Annotated in this window: 20 protein-coding genes and 3 pseudogenes; 13 read left to right on the top strand and 10 right to left on the bottom strand. The window is 65.3% G+C overall.

What is annotated here, in order from left to right; translation table 11 throughout:
* Together H3V53_RS04630 and H3V53_RS04635 are read right to left on the bottom strand one after the other, a co-directional pair.
* On the bottom strand, positions 1-468 hold a 468-nt coding region (locus H3V53_RS04630; protein ID WP_336597074.1), incomplete at its 3' end, for a DUF3348 family protein.
* Positions 469-691: 223 nt separating this feature from the next.
* On the bottom strand, positions 692-1,708 hold the full coding sequence (locus H3V53_RS04635) for an alcohol dehydrogenase (RefSeq protein ID WP_336596938.1): 1,017 nt from the start codon (positions 1,706-1,708) through the stop codon (positions 692-694).
* A gap of 561 nt (positions 1,709-2,269) precedes the next feature.
* Between H3V53_RS04635 and H3V53_RS04640 the strand changes: the two genes are divergently transcribed.
* Together H3V53_RS04640 and H3V53_RS04645 are read left to right on the top strand one after the other, a co-directional pair.
* On the top strand, positions 2,270-3,268 hold the full coding sequence (locus tag H3V53_RS04640; protein ID WP_336596939.1) for a diacylglycerol/lipid kinase family protein: 999 nt from the start codon (positions 2,270-2,272) through the stop codon (positions 3,266-3,268).
* Positions 3,265-4,120 (top strand): annotated as a pseudogene (locus H3V53_RS04645) (metallophosphoesterase family protein). Before H3V53_RS04640 ends, H3V53_RS04645 begins: the two are co-directional and overlap by 4 nt.
* Before the next feature lie 60 nt (positions 4,121-4,180).
* On the opposite strand, the gene H3V53_RS04650 reads toward H3V53_RS04645, so the two are convergent.
* The 3 genes from H3V53_RS04650 to H3V53_RS04660 all read right to left on the bottom strand — a co-directional run bounded on the left by H3V53_RS04650 (position 4,181) and on the right by H3V53_RS04660 (position 6,222).
* Entirely contained in the window at positions 4,181-5,128 is a 948-nt protein-coding gene (locus H3V53_RS04650) for a DMT family transporter (RefSeq protein WP_336596940.1), read from the bottom strand.
* 207 nt (positions 5,129-5,335) lie between these two features.
* Positions 5,336-5,845 carry a DUF1269 domain-containing protein gene (locus H3V53_RS04655; protein ID WP_336596941.1) on the bottom strand — a complete coding sequence of 170 codons (510 nt, stop codon included), beginning with the start codon at positions 5,843-5,845 and terminating at the stop codon, positions 5,336-5,338.
* A 125-nt stretch (positions 5,846-5,970) separates the two neighbouring features.
* Positions 5,971-6,222 carry a hypothetical protein gene (locus H3V53_RS04660; protein ID WP_054923105.1) on the bottom strand — a complete coding sequence of 84 codons (252 nt, stop codon included), beginning with the start codon at positions 6,220-6,222 and terminating at the stop codon, positions 5,971-5,973.
* A 141-nt stretch (positions 6,223-6,363) separates the two neighbouring features.
* Here H3V53_RS04660 and H3V53_RS04665 point away from each other — a divergent pair, with 141 nt between their 5' ends.
* The 6 genes and pseudogenes from H3V53_RS04665 (at position 6,364) to H3V53_RS04685 (ending at position 10,665) form a co-directional block, all read left to right on the top strand.
* The gene (locus tag H3V53_RS04665; protein ID WP_336596942.1) at positions 6,364-7,290 is read left to right on the top strand and encodes an ATP adenylyltransferase family protein; all 927 of its coding nucleotides are present in this window, start codon (positions 6,364-6,366) and stop codon (positions 7,288-7,290) included.
* Positions 7,291-7,354: 64 nt separating this feature from the next.
* Positions 7,355-8,197, top strand: coding sequence for an HTD2 family dehydratase (locus H3V53_RS04670; RefSeq protein ID WP_336596943.1), 843 nt, complete (start codon positions 7,355-7,357; stop codon positions 8,195-8,197).
* Positions 8,198-8,227: 30 nt separating this feature from the next.
* Positions 8,228-9,392 (top strand): annotated as a pseudogene (locus tag H3V53_RS04675) (acyl-CoA dehydrogenase family protein).
* A 31-nt stretch (positions 9,393-9,423) separates the two neighbouring features.
* Positions 9,424-9,543: pseudogene (locus tag H3V53_RS43575) on the top strand (CoA transferase); the annotation flags it as partial.
* Between the two features lie 70 nt (positions 9,544-9,613).
* The gene (locus H3V53_RS04680) at positions 9,614-9,775 is read left to right on the top strand and encodes a hypothetical protein (protein ID WP_419539421.1); all 162 of its coding nucleotides are present in this window, start codon (positions 9,614-9,616) and stop codon (positions 9,773-9,775) included.
* 260 nt (positions 9,776-10,035) lie between these two features.
* Complete coding sequence (locus H3V53_RS04685) at positions 10,036-10,665, top strand: ABC transporter substrate-binding protein (protein ID WP_054923104.1); 630 nt, start codon at positions 10,036-10,038, stop codon at positions 10,663-10,665.
* A gap of 10 nt (positions 10,666-10,675) precedes the next feature.
* On the opposite strand, the gene H3V53_RS04690 is transcribed toward H3V53_RS04685, so the two are convergent.
* Positions 10,676-11,347 carry a haloacid dehalogenase type II gene (locus H3V53_RS04690; RefSeq protein WP_336596944.1) on the bottom strand — a complete coding sequence of 224 codons (672 nt, stop codon included), beginning with the start codon at positions 11,345-11,347 and terminating at the stop codon, positions 10,676-10,678.
* 42 nt (positions 11,348-11,389) lie between these two features.
* Positions 11,390-12,022 (bottom strand): CGNR zinc finger domain-containing protein, encoded by a 633-nt coding sequence (locus H3V53_RS04695; protein WP_336596945.1) that lies wholly within the window; start codon positions 12,020-12,022, stop codon positions 11,390-11,392.
* Positions 12,023-12,235: 213 nt separating this feature from the next.
* Here H3V53_RS04695 and H3V53_RS04700 point away from each other — a divergent pair, with 213 nt between their 5' ends.
* The 3 genes from H3V53_RS04700 to H3V53_RS04710 all read left to right on the top strand — a co-directional run bounded on the left by H3V53_RS04700 (position 12,236) and on the right by H3V53_RS04710 (position 14,925).
* Positions 12,236-13,090, top strand: a complete 855-nt coding sequence (locus H3V53_RS04700) for an alpha/beta fold hydrolase (protein ID WP_336596946.1) — start codon at positions 12,236-12,238, stop codon at positions 13,088-13,090.
* Between the two features lie 64 nt (positions 13,091-13,154).
* Positions 13,155-14,126: a zinc-binding alcohol dehydrogenase family protein gene (locus H3V53_RS04705; RefSeq protein WP_336596947.1), complete on the top strand. Its 972-nt coding sequence runs from the start codon at positions 13,155-13,157 to the stop codon at positions 14,124-14,126.
* Positions 14,127-14,154: 28 nt separating this feature from the next.
* Positions 14,155-14,925, top strand: a complete 771-nt coding sequence (locus H3V53_RS04710) for an SDR family oxidoreductase (protein WP_336596948.1) — start codon at positions 14,155-14,157, stop codon at positions 14,923-14,925.
* Between the two features lie 38 nt (positions 14,926-14,963).
* Here H3V53_RS04710 and H3V53_RS04715 read toward each other — a convergent pair whose 3' ends face one another.
* A complete protein-coding gene (locus tag H3V53_RS04715) occupies positions 14,964-15,833 on the bottom strand; it encodes a DUF2182 domain-containing protein (protein ID WP_336596949.1) in 870 nt (289 codons plus the stop codon).
* Between the two features lie 90 nt (positions 15,834-15,923).
* On the opposite strand from H3V53_RS04715, the gene H3V53_RS04720 reads away from it, so the two are divergent.
* Positions 15,924-17,141 (top strand): helix-turn-helix domain-containing protein, encoded by a 1,218-nt coding sequence (locus H3V53_RS04720; RefSeq protein ID WP_336596950.1) that lies wholly within the window; start codon positions 15,924-15,926, stop codon positions 17,139-17,141.
* Positions 17,142-17,177: 36 nt separating this feature from the next.
* Positions 17,178-17,858, top strand: coding sequence for a Vgb family protein (locus H3V53_RS04725; protein WP_336596951.1), 681 nt, complete (start codon positions 17,178-17,180; stop codon positions 17,856-17,858).
* A 31-nt stretch (positions 17,859-17,889) separates the two neighbouring features.
* Here the strand turns inward: H3V53_RS04725 and H3V53_RS04730 are convergent, their stop codons facing one another.
* Together H3V53_RS04730 and H3V53_RS04735 are read right to left on the bottom strand one after the other, a co-directional pair.
* Entirely contained in the window at positions 17,890-18,531 is a 642-nt protein-coding gene (locus tag H3V53_RS04730) for a response regulator transcription factor (RefSeq protein WP_336596952.1), read from the bottom strand.
* Positions 18,528-19,943: a cache domain-containing protein gene (locus H3V53_RS04735; RefSeq protein WP_336596953.1), complete on the bottom strand. Its 1,416-nt coding sequence runs from the start codon at positions 19,941-19,943 to the stop codon at positions 18,528-18,530. The genes H3V53_RS04730 and H3V53_RS04735 overlap by 4 nt, the downstream gene beginning before the upstream one ends.
* Positions 19,944-20,069: the final 126 nt, after the last annotated feature.

A 20,069-nucleotide genomic window follows, 5' to 3' on the forward strand; every position in this document is an offset into this window, starting at 1 on the left:
CTCGCGGTGGCGATGGTGCACAAGCCGGAACTGCTGATTCTCGACGAACCGACCTCGGGCGTGGACCCGATTGCGCGCGACAGCTTCTGGCAGCTGATGGCTCGATCTGGCCCGCCGCGACCGCGTGACGATCTTCATCTCGACGCACTTCATGAACGAAGCAGAGCGCTGCGATCGCATCTCGCTGATGCACGCCGAGAAGGTGCTCGCCAGCGACGCGCCGGCCGCGCTCGTGCGTGCGCGCCGCGCGTCAACGCTCGAAGCGGCTATCATGGCTAGTCTGGCGACGGCGGGCGGCGTGCCGTTGAGCGCCGTCGACAGCGCAATGGCGTCCGTCCAGCCGAGCCACTGGCTCAACTGATCCGACAGCGACTGGCTGGAAGCGGGAGCATCGGCGGCCGTCAGGCGCGCAAGCAGGCGAACGAGGGTCGGACCACTGACCACGGTGCGCTGAGGGGCTTGAACCATACCACCAGAATTTTCGAAAAGGCAGCAGTTTACACGTTGCCGGGAGCGAAACCGCCTGGGGGAGGTGTCGATGGACAGCGCGACGCGCACCGCACGTGCCGCAAGCCCGGAAATCAAACGGCAAATCGCGAAAAAGCGCCGGAAACAAACGCCGGGAAGAATGACCTGGGAAAACAAGGCCGCCATCGCGCTGCTGCACGACGGACGGCCCATCCCTGAGCCATTAATGCATCGTCAGCACCACCCGAAACCGCGCGGCGCCGCTCATCATGCGCTCGTACGCTTCGGCGGCGCGTTCGAGCGGGAAGGTTTCGATCATCGGCTTGACGTCGGCGAGCGCGCTGAACGCGAGCGTGTCCTCCGAATCCGCCGATGTCCCCGACGGCCATCCCTGCACCGCGTTGCGCCCCATGATGAACTGCACGGGCGGCACTTCGATCGGCTTGTCGGCGACGCCGAGGATGATCAGCTTGCCGTTGAGTCCCAGGCCGCCGAGCGTGGCCGTCATCGCGTCGGCGTTGGTTACCGTGGCGAGGATGATTTTCGCGCCGCCCAACGCCTTGAGCGCATCGGCGGGATTCTGCGTGCGGCTGTCGATGTAGTGATGCGCGCCGAGCTGCTTTGCGAGCGGCGCCTTGTCCTCGCCGCGCGCAATCGCGACCGTGCGAAAGCCCATGCGCCGCGCGAACTGCACGCCGAGATGCCCGAGCCCGCCGATGCCGAGAATCGCGACGGTATCGCCCGCCCGCGCGCCGCTGTTGCGCAGCGCGTTGAACGTGGTGATGCCTGCGCAGAGCAGCGGCGCCGCGTCCACGTCGTTCAGGTCTTCGGGCATGCGCGCGAGCGCTTCGACGGGCGCGACGAGAAAGTCGGCGTAACCGCCGTCGTAGCTGATGCCCGGCACCTGCCCTTTCTCGCACACGACGAAATAGCCGCGCCGGCAATTCGCGCAGTGCCCGCAGTGACCGCCATGCCAGCCCACGCCTACGCGCTCGCCCGCCTTCCAGCCTTCGACGCCCGCACCCACGGTATCGATTACGCCCGCCACCTCATGCCCCGGCACGCGCGGAAAGGTCAGGCCGGGCCACAGTCCGTCCTTGGTCAGCGAGTCGCTGTGGCAGATACCGCACGCCTGCACCTTGATCAGCACCTGGCCTGGGCCTGGCGCCGGTACATCGCGCTCGACCAGTTCCAGCGACCCGCCGGGTCCGCTCACCTGTACCGCTCTCATCTTTCGCATCGGAATTGCTCCAGTCGAAGAACAGTCACCCCAGCGCGGCCGGATTCGCGTCGGCGCTTGCGTCAGACGTGCCGCATCGCCAGGCGGCCGGCTGGTCCGAATGCGATGTTAGGGGCTGTCGTGAACGCCTGCAATCGAGCGGTCGCGCGCACGCCGATGTGCACCGATGTGCCGCAATGGCGACCGGTCACGGTAATCTCACGGGCACTGTGTGCGCGATGTACCCGCGTACTGCCAGCGCGAAAGGTTGCGGCCGCAAGCAGGCATGCCACGCGATCGCACAAGCAATTTCCCGCAGATCAACGGGCTGTCGTTTCGCGTTATCGTGGACGTCGCGCGGTGAATCTGCCCGGCTAAGTGCCCGGATAATGTGCCCGGATAATGTGCCCGGTGAATCTGCCCGGCTAATCGCACAATGAATCGCGCAACCCCGACAGCCCGCACTACCGGGACCTTGCGCAGATGTGGCTGGACAGCGAATACTTCCGCTGCAGTACACGTGCGCGGCCGTCGGGCGCGCGACCGAAAGCGCATCTATCTCGTGTCCGGACCGCTGACGCCATGACCTACGCCGCCCGTCCATCCGTTGAGCTTCTGCACGGCGAAGCCCGGCAGGTGGACCCGCACGCGCCCTTTGTGATCGTCATGAACGCCGGATCGGGCCGCAAGCGCGGCGAGATCACGGCTGACCTGCTGAAGCACGCGTTCGGCAGAGCGAACCGCACGTATGAACTGCTGCTCGTCGATGATCCGTCGCAACTCGCCGCCACGGCGCAGCGTGCCGTCGAACTCGCTGTCGCGCGCGGCGGCGCCGTCGTCGGAGCGGGCGGCGACGGCACGCTGTGCGCCGTCGCGCAGGCCGCGATCGGCAGCGGTTGCACGTTCGGCGTGCTGCCGTGCGGCACGTTCAATTATTTCAGCCGCGACCACGGCATTCCCGCCGACACCGAGCAAGCCATTGCGCTGCTGCTGACGGCGCGCGCGCATCCCGTGCAGGTCGGTTATGTCAACGACCGCATGTTTCTCGTCAACGCGAGCCTCGGCCTGTATCCGAAGATGCTCGAGCATCGCGAAATCTATAAGCGCCAGTTCGGACGCAGCCGGATCGTCGCGCTGTGCTCGGCCATCGCGATGCTGATGAGAAGGCACCGGCATCTGCGCCTGCATGTCGATCACGAAGGCACGATGCAGGAAATCCGCACGTCGACGCTGTTCGTCGCCAATAACCGGCTTCAGCTCGAACAGGTCGGCGCGGCCGAGGCGCCGTTGCTGGCGCAAGGTTTGCTGGTCGCATTGGCGCCGCGCGCGATAGGCCGGCTTGCGCAGATCGTGCTGTCGCTGCGCGGCGCGATCAGCAGAATGAGCGATGCGGACAACGTGACCGGTTTCGGCTTTCGCCGCTTCACGGTCACGCATCCGTCGAAGCGGCGCAGGCGTGTCAAAATCGCGATGGACGGCGAAGTCATGAAGATGCCTATGCCGCTCGAATTCCGCGTCGGCGAAACGCCGCTTTATCTGCTGAAACCCGAGGCCGATGTCGCCGCCCTGAACCGCACATGACGCTGCTGCTCCAGATTTCCGATCCGCATTTCGGCACCGAGCGGCCCGCCGTCGTCGAGGCCCTGCTGCGGCTCGCCGCCGAAGAAAAGCCCGACCTCGCCGTGCTGTCCGGCGACATCACGCAGCGCGCGCGACGCACGCAGTTTGCGGCCGCGCGCGCGTTCGTCGACCGGCTGGGCGCCATGCCCGTGCTGGCCGTGCCCGGCAATCACGATATTCCTCTCTTCAATGTGTTTGCGCGCGTGCTGCGTCCCTACGCGAATCACCGGCGCGCGTTCGGCGCGGACCTCGAACCCGTGTTCGAGTCGCGCGATCTGCTCGTGATCGGCCTGAACACCGCGCGCGTGTCGCGGCACACGGACGGCGAAGTGTCGGCCACGCAGATCGAGCACGTCGCGCGACGTGCTGCGCGCGTCGCCCGCGCAACTGCGCGTGGTGGCCATGCATCATCCCGTGGCGTCCGTGACGCCGGAGGACACCCGCAACCTGCTGCATGGCCGCCAGGCCGCGATCCGCCGATGGGCGCAGGCGGGCATCGATCTGATCGTGGGCGGGCATATTCACCTGCCCTACGTGCTGCCGCTCGCGAGCCGCATGGACATCGCGCGGCCGGTATGGGCCGTGCAGGCAGGCACGGCCGTGTCGACGCGCATGCGCGCGCGGATTTCGAACTCGGTGAATCTGATCCGCTACGAAGCGGGCGAGCCGGACGGGCGCAAGGCCGTCGTCACCCGTTACGATTACGACGCGACCCGCGATACATTCGTGCCGATGCTGCGCAACGAACTCGGCCTGGCCGACGCGCTGACAGCGCCCTCATCCGACTATGCCCGCGTGGCGGGGTCGTCGTGATCGAACTTGCGAGCCTTGCGGGCCGGCAGCAATGGGCGCGCGAGGTTGGCGCCTGCTGGTTCATACCTGACCGATCTTTCCGTCGCGCCGCTGCCGCGCGAACACGACCTTCAGCCAGTCGCGCCCGTTGACGACCAGCATCCCTGCCAGCACGAGCGCGGCGCCCGCGAGGAAGTTCGGATCGAGCCGCTCGTGCAGCAGCAGCGCGCCCATCGCGACGCCGAACAGCGGCGACATGAACGACAGCACGCCCAGCCGCGATGCAAGGTAGAGCCGCAGCAGCCAGAACCACGCCATATAGCTGCCGAAGCAGACGATGATCGCCTGAAAGCCGAGGCTCGCCCACACCATCGTCGTGCCGTGAAAAGCCGTCTGCCCGGAAATCAGCGCGAACGGCAGCAAGATCACGAAGGCCCACGCGAGCTGATGAAACAGCGTCTGCGTGGCGGGCGCTTCGCTCAGGCGCGTTGCGCGCACGGCGACTGTCGTCAGCCCCCACGCGGCCCCTCCGCAGATGCCCAGCAGGTCGCCGAACATCCAGTTCGGTGACGATGATCCCGCGCCTGCCGGCGTGCCCGGTCCCGCGAACGTCACCACGATCCCGACGAACGCGATTGCAATGCCCGCCCATTGCACGCGTGTCATGCGTTCGGCGGGCAGCGCCAATTGCAGGCCGACTGCGGCGAACATCGGTGCGGTGTACAGGAACACGGCCATGTGCGACGCCGTCGTCCATCGCAGGCCTTCGGCGACGAACAGGAATTCCGCGGCAAACAGCACGCCGACGAGCGGCCCCGCGCCGCGCGCGACGCCCTTGAGCCACCGGTCGCGCACGATCAGCTTGCTGACCAGCCAGACCAGCACGGCCGCGACGCCCGAGCGCAACGACACCTGCAGTAGCGGCGCGACATCCGCCGCGATCGACTTCATTGCAACCTGTTGCAGCCCCCAGATCAGGCACAGCAGCACCATGCTCGAAACGGCGAGGCCGTCCAGATTCTTTCTCATCGATATACCAGCGGGTCGGGTGCGAAAGCGTGGATTCGCAGGGATGGATTGCGCGGCAGGCAGGAATGTCGGCGCTTTTCGTGCGGCGGCGCAACGCAACGTCACGACGAAGCGGATCGAGCCGCCCCGCCTGCAAGGCTCCCGATTGTCGGCGATTTGGGCTGTGTTGTCGAATCGCCGTCCGTTCAGACGACGCCCGAACGACGCTCAGGGAAAGATCGGCGTAGTCGGTTCGGCGCCTTCCAGATCGGCCCGTGGAACGTGCTGCGCGACCATCTGTTCGATCTCGTGCTCGCGCGAGCCGGGCACGTCGGCCATGATCAGCAGTTGACCAGCGCGGATCGCTTCGCGAAAGCGCTCGAGCCGCGAATTGGACTCGTTGACGCCGATCATCGAAGCTGTCCATGCGCCGAAACCGGCGCCCGCCAATGTCAGCATGACGACGGCACCGCCCGCGATTGCCAGCTCGGCGGGCGGAAACACCAGCGCGACGAGGCCGAGCAGCGCGCCCGTCGCGCCGCCTAGCGCGACGCCGCGCTCGAGCGCGTGCACCACGTCGCTGCTTTGCAGCAAGGATGCTTCCGGCAAGGATTCGAGCGTCACGCTGTGATTGGCGAGCACATGGATATGCCGCCATGTAATACGCGCGCGCAGCAGGTCGTCGACGATCGCCTTCGCGGTGGGTGCGTCGGGAGCAAGGAAATACAGGCGTCTCATAGACCCTCCATGAACTGGCGGGCAGTCGCGACAGATGCGTGAGCTCAGGCGGCGTGCGAAAGCGCGACTTCAGCCCGGCACGTTTGATAGTTAATTTTAGGCGCCCGGCTGCGGCGTAAAGGTGCCTAGCCGTGTCCCGTCACGAACTTTTTCGTCGCGTGGTAACCGTGCTTCGTCGTATCGGCTACGGCGTGACCCGCCGATTTCGCGCCGTGTCCGACGGCATGTACCGCGTAGCGAACGGCGTGCCCGGTGTCCCGGCCCGCCGTTTTGACGTCGTTCTTGAACTGGTGCGCGCCGCTCGACAGGCTCGCGTGCGCCAGCGGACTGAACGCGACACACAGCACCGCGATGAGTGAAATTCGGGTCGTTTTCATGCTGCGAATTGTCCCATAGCCGCGCGGCTGCATCCGGCACGATTTGTATCGCGATGTTTCCGAGCCTGCGCAACGCACCCAGGTTGCAGCATCATGGGCATTCGTGCGCGTCGCGCCATCCATGCCAGTCATCAACACGCCATGAAATCTCTTCACCTCGTGCCGGGTACGCTGTGGCCCGCCATCGTCGAGCGAACGGAACACGCGCTGCAATGCGGCGCGCTCAAACCGATCGATACCGTGCAGACAGTGATCGAATGCGACGATGTGCGCTTTGTCGTGCGGCAGGTGTCGAGCCTCACGCGCAAGGAGCTTGAGCGGCGGCAGGCGGCGCGCGTGCAGCGCGAGCACCAGCCGGCCGCGAATCCGTTTCTTCCTTATGAACCCGACCTGTTCGTCGCCGACATTTCCGACACGCATCTGGCGTTGCTGAACAAGTTCAGCGTCATCGACCATCACCTGCTGATCGTCACGCGTGCGTTCGAGCGTCAGGAGACGCTGCTCGATCTCGCCGACTTCGACGCGCTGATGCGCTGCATCGCGGAGTTCGACGGGATCGGGTTTTATAACGGCGGCACGGATGCGGGCGCGAGCCAGCCGCACAAGCATCTGCAGATCGTGCCGCTGCCGCTCGGCGACGATGGGCCGGCTGTGCCGATCGAATCGCTATTCGCCGATGCCGTCATCGAAGGCTCCGTGGGCGCCGTGTGGAACCTGCCGCGCCTGCCGTTTCGACACGCATTCGCGCGCATCGCATTCGACGAAACAGCGCCTGACGAGACCGCGAAGACGGCGCTGTCGTGCTACTGCGCCTTGCTCGAAGCGGCGGGCGTGGGCGCGATCGAGCGAGATGGCCAGGCGTGTCAGGCGATGCCGTACAACCTGCTGGTTACGCGCCGCTGGATGCTGGTCGTTCCGAGATTGGCGGAGTGCGTCGAAGGCATCTCCGTGAACGCGCTGGGATTTGCGGGTTCGCTGTTCGTGCGTGACGCCGCGCATCGGGAACTCGTCGAACGCATTGGGCCGATGAATGTGCTGCGGCGCGTGGCCTTCGCGTCGAGCGCGTGACACTGTTGCCACGCGCCGTAGCGCCCACAAACCCGCTGGCCCGACGCCACCAACGGAGACCGACATGAACGACCCGTCTGCCGCAAACGATGCGCACACGCAGCGCGCCGCCGATACCGTCGAGCCGGCTGCCGTGGCGGCGATGAGCGCCACGCTCGACTACGACAGGCCCCCGCTTCCCGGCGAGCCGCTGCCTCATCTGTGGCACTGGATCTTCTTCCGCCCCACCGTCCCGCAATCGCAGATCGCCCATGACGGGCACCCGAAAAAAGGCGGCTTTCTGCCCGACCTCGGCTTGCCGCGTCGCATGTGGGCGGGCGGACGTTTGCGTTTTCTCGCGCCGCTGAGCGTCGGCAGCGCGATCACGCGTGAATCGACCATTGTCGACATCGCCGAAAAGCAAGGCCGTACGGGCAGGCTCGGTTTCGTCACGGTGAACCATAAAATCTGGTGCGAAGGCATGCTCGCAATCGACGAAGAACACGACATCGTGTACCGCGAGCCAGCCGCGCCCGGATCGCCCGCTGCGTCGCCGGTGACCGCGCCCGACCACGCGCAGTGGCACCGCGACATCGTCCCCGATGAAGTGCTGATGTTCCGTTACTCGGCGCTGACCTTCAACGCGCACCGCATCCACTACGACAAACCGTATGCGACGCAGACGGAAGGCTATCCGAACCTCGTCGTGCATGGACCGTTGATCGCCACGCTGCTGATGGACCTGCTGCGTCGCCAGCGCCCCGCCGCCACCGTGCTCGATTTCAGCTACAAGGCGATGCGTCCGAGCTTCGCGGGCAATGTGATGCATCTGTGCGGCCGACCGTCGGCGGACGGCAGGACGGTCGAACTGTGGTCGAAGGATCACGAAGGCTGGCTGACCATGAGCGCCCACGCGATGCTCGCGTGACTGCGCCCCTGTCCACGAAAGACGCTCACCATGACAGATACCGCTGCCGATTCGTTTCAGGACATCCGCGAAGCCATTCGCGATCTGTGCGGGCAGTTTCCGTCCGCGTACTTTCGCAAGATCGACGAAGAACGCGGCTATCCCGAAGCGTTCGTCGCGGCGCTCACGAAAGCGGGCTGGCTCGCGGCGCTGATTCCGCAGCAATACGGCGGCTCGGGGCTCGGCCTGACGGAGGCGTCCGTCATCATGGAAGAGATCAACCGCTGCGGCGGCAATTCGGGCGCCTGTCACGGGCAGATGTACAACATGGGCACGCTGCTGCGCCATGGTTCGGAACAGCAGAAGCAGTTCTATCTGCCGAAGATCGCAAGCGGCGAACTGCGCCTGCAATCGATGGGCGTGACCGAGCCGACCACGGGCACCGACACGACAAAGCTCAAGACCACGGCCGTGCGCAAAGGCGACCGCTATGTCGTCAACGGCCAGAAGGTGTGGATCTCGCGCGTCCAGCATTCCGATCTGATGATCCTGCTCGCACGCACCACGCCGCTTGCCGACGTGAAGAAAAAAAAGCGAAGGCATGTCGGTTTTCATCGTCGATCTGCGCGAAGCGATCGGCCGAGGCATGACGGTCCGGCCAATCGCGAACATGGTGAACCACGAGACCAACGAACTCTTCTTCGACAACCTCGAGATTCCCGCCAGCAATCTGATCGGCGAGGAAGGCATGGGCTTTCGATACATTCTCGACGGCCTGAATGCGGAGCGTACGCTGATCGCCGCCGAATGCATCGGCGACGGCTACTGGTTCATCGACAAGGTGTCGCAATACGCGAAAGACCGCGTCGTGTTCGGCCGTCCCATCGGCCAGAACCAGGGCGTGCAGTTTCCGATTGCGCGCGCGTACGTCAATGTCGAAGCGGCCAACCTGATGCGCTTCGAGGCCGCGCGCCGCTTCGACGCGCACGAGCCGTGCGGCGCCCAGGCCAACATGGCGAAGCTGCTCGCCGCCGACGCATCATGGGAAGCCGCCAATGCCTGTCTGCAGTTTCATGGCGGCTACGGCTTCGCGGCCGAGTACGACGTCGAGCGCAAATTCCGCGAAACGCGTCTCTATCAGGTCGCGCCGATCTCGACGAACCTGATCCTCGCGTATGTCGCCGAGCATATGCTGGGTCTGCCGCGCTCGTTCTGACGCGCTGCCAGCGCTTTTTCCCGCGTCCTTCATGACAGTGAGTCCGATCACGCGTCCGCTTCAAGGCATCAAGGTCGTCACATTCGAACATGCCATCGCCGCGCCGTTCTGCACGCGGCAACGCACCGATCTCGGCGCGCGCGTCATCAAGAATAGGCACGACGTATGGAACCACGAACAACTGCAAGCCCGCGAACGGTGGACGCGGGTCGATACGGTTGTTGGGCACGATTCCCGCGCTGGTTCCACCCGGCATGACGGCCGCCGACCTGCCGCGCATGGACCCCGTGCCGGCCCTCGGCGCGCACACAGAAGCCATCTTGCAGGAACTCGGCTTCAGTCCGTCGGACGCCCAGGCATTGCGCGCGGCGGCTGCCATCTAGACGCAACGCGCGGCTGCGTGCAGGGCAAACGGAATCGAACCGACGCCAAAGCGTCGTGCCTGCTTCTGACGAACCCCGCTGCGTGAGCCGCATTTCCCGCTCGAAGGCGCTGTCACCTCATCTGCCAAAACCGGGCGGCGCCCCTACAATGTCTGTCGCTGCCGAAAGGCCATGCGTGCCTGAACTGTCTCCACCGCAGTCTGTCCACAGCGGTTTCCCACAGGTTTTATTCACGGATTCGCATCATGAATTTTCCCAACATGAGATCGCTTTTCTTCGTTGCCGCGTTGTTCTGTTCGCTGTTTGCCTTCAGCACGGCGGCATCCGCGCAAGCCGTCGACAGCTCCGATCCGCAGCTGCTCGTCAAGACGGTGACGCAGAAAGTGCTCGACGAAGTCCACTCGCGCGCAATCGACCCGCAGGACATTCCGCGCATCATGAACATCGTGAATCGCGACATCCTGCCGTATATCGACTTCGAGCATACGACGCAGCTCGCGCTCGCCCGTTACTGGCGCACGGCGACGCCGGCGCAGCAACAGGAGCTCGTGCAGCAGTTCAAGATGCTGCTGGTCCACTTGTATTCGGGCGCGCTCGCGCAGCTGCGCCCCGACCAGCAGATCGAATACCCGCCGATGCGCATTGCGCCGACCGATACGGACGCCGTGGTGCGCACGATCGCGTCCACCAATGCGCAGCCCGTCGAAATCGACTACCGCCTGCACAAGACGCCGCAAGGCTGGCGCGTGTACGACCTCAACGTGATGGGCGCGTGGCTCGTGCAGACCTATCGGCAGCAGTTCGGCGAAACGATCCAGCAAAGCGGCATCGACGGGCTGCTGCGCTTCCTGACCGACCGGAACCAGCAGCTTGCATCGGGCAAGCAATGATGCGCAACGCTCAAGCGAACAGCTTCGCCACGTCGTCGAGGCCGTTCGTTTCCCAGTCGGGCCGCTGGCCCATTTCTTCGAACACCTTGCCGCCGCGATTGATCCACGCGGTGGGAAAACCGAAGTAGCGCGCGCCCGTCGCGTCCCACGCGTTCGACGACACGAACAGTATTTCCCTGCGATTGCATCCGAACGCGTGCTCTGCGAGTTCGTAGGCGCGATTGTCCGGCTTGTACACGCGCACCGGGTCCACGCTCAGCAGATGGTCGAAGCTGTCCCTGAGGCCCGCATTGCCGACCACGGCATCGATCGAATGCGGCGAGCCGTTCGACAGGATCGCCAGCTTCAGCCCATGGCCGCGCAGCGCGCGCAGCGCCTCGGGCACTTCCGGAAACGGCTGCAGCCGCAAATACGCATCCGATAGCGGACGGACCGCGCGCTCGTCCAGCGCCAGCCCGAGGTGCCGGGTTGCATATTGCAACGCTTCTTCCGTCACGTGTTCGAACGGAATGTAGCGGTTCATCAGGCTGCGCAGCCACGTGTATTCGAGCTGCTTCTGACGCCACACATTGCTGATCTCCTGACCGCGTCCGGGAAACGCCACGTCGCATTTGCTCGCGACGGAGTGAACGTCGAACAGCGTGCCGTAAAGATCGAATGCAATCGCCTTGATGTGATTCATGCCGCCTCCTTCCCAACGATGTGAAGTGTTCCCCGGTCCGCGTCAGCCGTGCTTCGCTTCTTTCTGGCGCGCGCGATGCGCGGCCACCTTGGCGCGATTCCCGCACACGGCCATGCTGCACCAGCGGCGCGCGTGACCCCGCGTGTGATCGGCGAATAGCAGCGTGCACGCCGGCCCTTCGCACGCCTTCACGTGCGTGAAATCCTCTTCGCACACGACGCGCGCCAGCGCCTCGGCAATCGGCATCAGCAGCGATTCCGCCGACGGCCAGCGCCGCTGAAGCCGAAATGAAAACGCCATCGCTTCGTCATGCGTATTCGCGACGATCTCTCCATGCTGTTCGTCGCGCGCGAGCAGCTGGTTCAGCGGTTCCAGCTCGCGCGCGTCCTTCGCCGCGAGCGCACGCCCTTTCCTCTTTTGCACGTAGCCGCGAAACCATTCGCGCAGACTGCGCGCCTTCTCCGCCACTTCGTCCAGTTCGGCGGGCGTGGCGCGCGCGCGAATCGACGCGATGGCTTCCGGCGGCACCATGCCCGCCTGCTCCAGCCACGCGAGCAAACCTTCGCCATCGCCGATCCAGTCGACGGGCACGTCGACGGGCGTCGCAATCGAGTTCAGGAAATCGAGGCCCGGCGCGTCGGCGAGAAACATGGCGGGGATCTGATGGTAGTCCATTTGCTCTGACGAATGAGAATGTCGATATGCAGATCGTAACCGCTAAAAAACCTCTTGACAAGTTACACTCACAGTTCGTAACCTATTCAACATGCTTTGAACGGTTACCAAGACGACGACACGGTTTCCGAGTCAAGGTGCGAAGCAGCGAGTAACGTGCGGCCCATGCCGCGCTCCTTAAGTTGAAGCAACCTCATTTGCGGAGAGAACGCCATGTCCACGATTGCCCATCGCCACGCCGACGTTGACGGTTTCAACGTGTTTTATCGGGAAGCGGGCCGCGCCGGCGCGCCGAAGCTATTGCTGCTGCACGGCTTTCCGAGTTCCAGCCATATGTTTCGCGACCTGATCCCGCTGCTGGCGGACCGCTTTCACCTCGTCGCGCCGGACCTGCCGGGCTTCGGCCAATCCGATCTGCCGGCCCGCGACACCTTCGCGTACACGTTCGACAATCTGGCGAATGTGATCGACCGCTTCACGGAAGCGATCGGCGTCGACCGCTATGCCGTGTATGTCTTCGACTACGGCGCGCCGACGGGCTTTCGCCTCGCGCTGAAGCATCCGGAGCGCATCACGGGCATCGTGTCGCAGAACGGCAATGCGTATGTGGAAGGGCTCAGCGACGGCTGGAATCCGATTCAGGCTTACTGGCGGGAGCCGTCGCAGGCGAACCGCGACGCGCTGCGCGCGCTGCTCACGAAGGAAACGACGATCTGGCAATACACGCATGGCGTGCGCGACACGACGCTGGTATCGCCCGACGGCTATTCGCTCGACGACTACTACATGAACCGTCCGGGCGCGCATGACATCCAGCTGGATCTGTTCGGCGATTATCAAAGCAACGTCGCGTTGTACCCGGCGTTCCAGCAGTACTTCCGCACGCATCAGCCGCCGTTTCTCGCCGTCTGGGGCAAGCATGATCCGTTCTTCCTGCCCGCGGGCGCCGAGGCGTTCCGGCGCGACTTGCCGCACGCCGACGTGCGCTTCTTCGACACAGGGCACTTCGCGCTCGAAACCCATGCGGCCGACATTGCCGCCGCCATCGCCGGCTTTCTGATCCGCTGATTCGGCGCGACTGCGCCGACAACACTGCGTCGTCCCGACGCGCCATCTATTCAGGAGAACACTCATGCGCGCCATCGTGCTCGAAAAGTTCGGCGGCCTCGACAGCCTCGTCTACACGGAGTTGCCGGAGCCAGAACCGCTCGAAGGTCATGTCGTCATCGAGATCAAGGCGTTCGGCATCAACCATGCCGAGATGCACATGCGTCGCGGCGAATGGGCCGAAGCGGCGAAGGTGAGCGGCATCGAATGCGTGGGCATCGTGAAGTCGTGTCCCGGCGGCGAATTCCCCGTCGGCGCGAAGGTTGCGGCGTTGATGGGCGGCCTCGGGCGCACGATCAACGGCAGCTACGCCGAGTACACGCGAGCACCCGTTTCGAACGTCGCGCTGATCGAAGCCGACGTGCCGTGGGCGGAACTCGCGGCGATTCCCGAAACTTACGCGACCGCGTGGACCTGCCTGTTCCGCAACCTCGACATCAAGCAAGGCGAAACGCTTGTGATTCGCGGCGCAACGTCGTCGTTCGGTCAGGCCGCCGTCAAGCTGGCCGTCAATGCGGGCGCCAAAGTCATCGCCACCACGCGCAGCCCGGCACGCGTGGCGATGCTCGAAGCGCTCGGTGCGTCGCGCGTCGAACTGGAAGGCCCGGACCTGTCGAAGCGCATCGCCGAAGCGAAGCAGATCGATGCCGTGCTGGATCTCGTGGGCAACAGCGTGATTCTCGATTCGCTCGCGATGCTGCGCCGCGGCGGCCGCGCGTGCCTTGCTGGCTGGCTGGGCGGCCTCGCGCCCATCGCGGACTTCAACCCGCTGCTGCAGATGTCGAGCGGCGTCTATCTGACGTTCTTCGGCAGCTTCGTGTTCGGCACGCCGGGGTTTCCGCTGTCCGACGTGCCGCTGCAACAGATTGCCGCTGACGTCGCCGCCGGACGGCTCGATGCAAAGCCGTCGCGTGTGTTCGCGTTCGACGAGATCCGCGAAGCGCATCGCGTGATGGAAGCGAACGAAGCAAACGGCAAGATGGTGGTCGTTGTTTGACGCACAGACATCTGCGAGGAGAACTGACATGTCCAGCAAGGTAGCAATCGTCACGGGCGCGAGCCAGGGCATCGGCCGCGCGACGGCGATCCGGCTTGCACGCGATTTCGGCGCGCTCGTGCTCGTCGCGCGCAATCGCGAGAATCTGGAAGAGACGGCGCGCGCCGTCACCGATGCAGGCGCGAAGGCGCTTGCCATCGATATCGATCTGTCATTGGCGGATGCCGCGCAGCAAGTGGTCGATCAGGCGCTGGCGTCGTTTGGGCGGATCGACGCGCTGCTCAACATCGCGGGCGCGGTGCCGCAAATCGACGTATTCGACATGACCGACGAGCAGTGGGAGCAAGGCCTCGCGCTGAAGCTGCACGGCGCGCGCCGCCTGACGATCGCGGCATGGCCCGCATTGAAGCAGGCGTCGGGCTCCGTCGTGCTGATGTCCGGCAATTCCGCGCTGTTTCCGAAGGCGCCGTATGCCGCCGTCGGCGCGATCAACGCGGCGATCGTCGCGCTGGCCAAGGCGTTCTCGGATCGCGGCATCGTCGACGGCGTGCAGGTCAACAGCGTGTTGCCCGGCCCCGTGATGACGGGACGCCGCCGCTCGTATCTCGAACATTGGGCGCCGCTGCACAATATGAGTGTCGAAGAAGCGACCGCGAAATTTCCGCTGGAGGCAGGCATCGCGCGTTACGGCACACCCGAGGAAATCGCCGAACTGATGGCGTTCGTCGTGTCGCCCGCCGCGCATTGGATGACGGGGTCGACGCTGCGCATGGACGGCGGAGAAGTGAAGTCGATCTGATCGGTGCGGGCCGGTGCGGCGCGTTAGTGAGCGCGGCATCAATGGCCTGCTACAGCAAGCACGAGCATCGAGCATCCCGTCGCGATGACGGCGAGGCCGATCGCTCGCGCGACGCGCGCGCCGGAAGGAGCGAATCGTTCGGCCGTCAGCGCCGCTGTGACGAGCGCCATCGCGCGCAAATCCATCATGCCGCTCACGATCAGAGCCGACGTCAATCCTGCGCAACAGGCGATGCAATGCACGCCGAGCCGAATGCCGTGGTGCCACGCCGCGTAGCTGCCGCGCCGCATTTTTGGAGCCACCGACGCCGCGCGGCAACACGCCAGATAGCGCGCTTTCCAGGCGCTGCACTGCAGCGCGCCGCCCGCCATCACTGCGACGCCTGCCGCGACGGGCACAGCGCGAGCGAGCGCCGGCAAGCGCAACGCGGCTTCCATCAAGGCGCTGCCGAGCGCAAACACAACCACGCCCAACACCGCCCACACAAAGAAATAGCCGAGACCGGCGAGCACAGAGAGCCACAGCGTGCGCCGCGCACCCGTGCGGCCCAGCGCTTCGTGATAGCGCCGCAGTGCGGGCGCGAGCGAAGGCAGCATCATCGCGACCATCATCACGATCCACATGCCGACGAACGACGCGGCGACGCGCAGCCACTTCTGGCCGCACATGGGCGCCCACATCATCGACATGTTCCAGCCGCCTGGCATCGGCACGTCACCCATCGACGACATCGCCCACAGCGACCATATCGATGCGCCCCATGCAATCGCCAGCGCCGCGCAGGCCGCGAATGCGATCGTCGCGGCGCCGGGAAAAGCGCGCTGCGAGAACGGCGCAGCAGTCGCATCTCGCGCGGGGCTCCGTCGCAACGTCGCGCCAACCGCGTTCATGATGATGTGCACGATCATCGCGGGTCCCTCCGTCGAATGTCCGATGTCGTGTGCTAGATTAGTCTCGCGCATTCGACCGACGGGAGTGACAAGTGTGGCGAGATTCGAATGGACCTGGTGATCAAAGCAGCGGCACGCGCGCTCGCGGCAGGTGACGCACTCGGCGCGCTGAACGGCGTCGCGCTGCGCGACGATGCGCCCGCGCTCGCGCTACGGGGCATCGCGATGGCGCAGCTCGGCGATCTGCCGCGCGCGAAGGCACTGGTGCGCAGCGCGGCGCGCGCCTTCGGCGCAAAAGACGCCGTGGCCCGCGCGCGATGCATCGTCGCCGAAGCCGACATTGCGCTCGCGTCACGCGATCTCGGCTGGCCTGTCAAAACACTCGCTGCCGCGCGCGCCACGCTCGAGGCGCACGGCGACCGCGTCAATGCCGCACACGCGCGCTATCTGCAGGCCCGCCGCCTGTTGCTGATCGGACATCTCGACGAGGCGGAACGTCTGCTCGACGGCTTCGATACCACGCTTTTTCCGCCGGCTTCGAGTGCCGCGCATGCACTGATCGTGGCGGGTATCGCGATGCGGCGGCTGCGCACGAAGACGGCGCGCACCGCGCTCGCCAACGCGCAACGCGCGGCGCTTCATGCGGGCATTCCCGGTCTTGCGTCTGAAGTCGCGAGCGCCTCGCGCCTGCTCGACACGCCCGCCGCACGCCTGATCGAACGCGGCGAAGAACGGCTGCTGCTGCTCGACGAAGTCGAAGCATTGATGGCGTCGAATGCGCTCGTGATCGATGCCTGCCGTTATGCCGTGCGCGAGAAAGGCATCGTCGTGCCGCTCGCCACGCGCCCCGTGCCGTTCATGCTTGTGCGCCTGCTCGCGCAAGCGTGGCCCGCCGACGTGCCGCGCGACACGCTCATCGCGCGCGCCTTTCGCATGAAGCACGCCGACGAAACCCATCGCGCGCGGCTGCGCGTCGAGATCGGCCGCCTTCGCACGATGCTCGGCGCGCTCGCCGATATCGCGGCAACCAAGCACGGTTTCGTGCTGCTGCCGCATCGCGCGTCCGAGGTAGTCGTGCTCGCGCGCCCCGTCGACGAAGAACATGCGTCGCTGCTCGCGCTGCTCGCCGACGGCGAATCGTGGTCGAGCTCCGCACTCGCGCTGCAGCGCGCGCTGCAGCGCGCGCTGCAGCGCGCGCTCGACGCGCTCGCGTCGGCGGGCAAGGTGCAGTCGTTCGGTCAAGGCCGCGCGCGGCGCTGGACCATGCCGCCCATGCCGGGATTCGCGACGGCTTTGTTACTCCCCATGCCGTTGCCGATCGACTAGCATGTCAAGTCAACTTCCAGTCACGAGGATGAAAGCATGAAGCGTTCAGCGGCGGAGATCGTGCGTGAATATGGACCTTTTCCGGGCGTCGCCAGCGTGGCGGGCGTCACGTACGACGGACAGAACGTGTGGTTCGCATCGGGAGAAAAGGTGAACGCGCTCGATCCGTCGAGCGGCGCCACCGTGCGCTCGATCGACGTCCCTGCGACGGCGGGCACGGCGTTCGACGGCCAGCATCTGTATCAGATCGCCGACGGCAGCATCCGCAAAATCGAGCCGCTGACGGGCAACGTGGTCGCGACCATTCCCGCGCCGCCCGGCACCAACTCGGGCCTCGCATGGGCGGAAGGCTCGCTGTGGGTCGGCCAGTATCAGGAGCGTAAGATCCGGCAACTCGATCCGCAAACGGGCGCGATTATCCGCACGATCGAATGCAACCGGTTCGTCACGGGCGTGACGTGGGCGGACGGCGAACTCTGGCACGGCACGTGGGAAGACGAAAAGAGCGAGCTGCGGCATATCGATCCGCACACAGGCGAAGTGCTGGAGACGCTAGACATGCCGGAAAACACCATCGTGTCGGGGCTCGAGTGCGACGGCGGCGAACGGTTCTATTGCGGTGGCGGCAACAGCGGCAAGGTGCGCGCGGTGCGCAAGCCCAGAAGTGACGCCGCGCGCAGCGAAGATGAGGCACGCGCAAGCAGCCCGAGCGTTTGAGCGTTTGAAAGTTTGCCGGAGCGAACGCGCCTTATCCCGTGCGCCGATGCTCCACTGCGAACTTGATCAGCTCGGCCTGCCCTTCGATTTCGAGCTTGCGCTTCAGGTTCAGCCGATGCGTCTCGACGGTTCGCACGGAAAGACCATTGCGTTGCGCGATCTGCTTGCTCGACAGCCCTTCGGCGAGCTGGTCCAGAATATCGCGCTCGCGCGGCGTCAGACGTTCGATCGGATTGCGATTCGCCGATGCCTGGATCAGCCGCGCGCCAAGGCCTTCGCTGAAGAAGGTCCTGCCGCCCAGCACCGCGCCGATCGCGCGAATGATCTCCGCGCCCGGCGAGTCCTTCAGCACGTAACCGCTCGCGCCCGCGCGAACCGCCTGCGTCACATATTCGACGTTGTCGTGCATCGACAGCATCAACACGCGGATGCCCGGAAAACGCTCATGAAACAGCGCCGCCAGCGCGATGCCGTTCATGCCCGTCATGCCGACATCCATCAGCGCGAGGTCGGGCTCGTATTCGGCCGCGAGCGCCAACGCTTCTTCGGCGTTGCCCGCTTCGCCGACGACGGCAAAGCCCGGCACGGCTTCGAGCCGCGCGCGCAAGCCGTCGCGCACGAGGGGGTGATCGTCGACGAGAATGAGGCGCGCCGCGCCCGTTGGACTATTCATGAATGGTCTGCCTGCAATTCGATCTGACGTGCTTCACGCGCAAAGAGCGGCACGCTCGCCGTGACGAGCGTATGGCCCTCGCGTGACGCGAGCTGCAATTCGCCGTGGACGGCTTCGAGCCGCTCGCGCATGTTGCGCAGGCCGACACCTGCGCGCGGATCGGCCTGCACGCGTTCAACATCGAAGCCGCGTCCGTTGTCGCTGATCGACAGCGTGACGCGATTGGCCGACACATCCAGCGCGACGGCCGCCTGCGTCGCGTGCGCATGGCGGAAGATGTTCGTCAGCGCTTCCTGCGCGATACGGAACAGCGCCGTCTTGACGGTATCGGGCAACGGTGCGGCGTGGTCGTGCGCGACCTGTGTGAAGCCGATCGACAGTTGGCTCTCCGTGTTCAGCTCGCGTGTGAGTTGCTCCAGCGCCGCCGCGAGACCGAGATCGTCGAGCATCGAAGGACGCAATGCATGCGAGATGCGGCGCACTTCGCGCAACGCTTCGCCCAGCCGCCCGATGCCCGTCGACAGCGCCGCTTCGGCGGGCTGCACGCGCGGCTCGCTCAACTCGAAGCGCGCCAGCGCCGACTCCAGCATCAGCTTCGCGGAGACCAGCATCTGGCTGATGCCGTCGTGCAATTCGCGCGACAGCCGCGCGCGTTCGTTTTCCTGCGACTCGACCACTTGCTGCGCGAGCCGCTTGAGCTTCGCATCGGCGCTGCGATATTCACTGACGTTCAGCACCAGCGCGCACACGGCGATCACACAAAGACCCGCGAGCGCGATGGCGCCGATCCACAGCATCGTGTGCTGGATGTCCAGCGAAGCGCGCTGATCGATGCGCGCCAGCGTCGTGTCCACATCGTCGAGATAAATGCCTGTGCCGAGCATCCAGCCCCAGCGCGGCAGCGGCACGACATAGCCGAGCTTGGGCGCGAGCTTGCCCGTCGACGGCCGGTGCCACACGTAGCGCACATAGCCGCCGCCCGCGGCTGCCGCCGCGATCAGCTGCTGGATGGTCAGCGAACCGGCGGGGTCGCGCAGCGTCCACAGATCGCGCCCGACGAGATCCGGCTCGCGCGGATGCATCAGCGAGCGGCCGTGCATGTCGTAGACGAAGAAGTAGCCATCCGGGCCGAAGTCCATTTTTTCGAGCATGGCCAGCGCGCGGTCGCGCAGCAGCGAGTCGTCGCGCGCATTGTGGCCAGCTTCGTCGTAGAGCGGCTTGATCGCGCTGGTCGCGAGATCGACGTAATGCCGCAACTCGATCTCCTTGCTGGCCATGTAGGCGGACTGCGTCGTGTCGTGCTGCGCGAACGCGAGCGCCGTCGCCTGATGGCGCACGCCGAATGCAATGCCTGCTATCGCGGCGAGAAACGGCACGATTGCCAGCAGAAATATCTTTGCCTTGAGTTTCATCTTCGGAAAGCCCGTCGGACCTTCTACGTAATTCTACGTAGCGTGCTTACGTAGTTGTGCGCTTGTGGCGCGTTCGACAACGACGAATACTACACGCCCAAAGCATGGCACATCTTCGACCATGCG

Source organism: Paraburkholderia bengalensis, assembly GCF_037126505.1.
Lineage (GTDB): Bacteria > Pseudomonadota > Gammaproteobacteria > Burkholderiales > Burkholderiaceae > Paraburkholderia > Paraburkholderia bengalensis.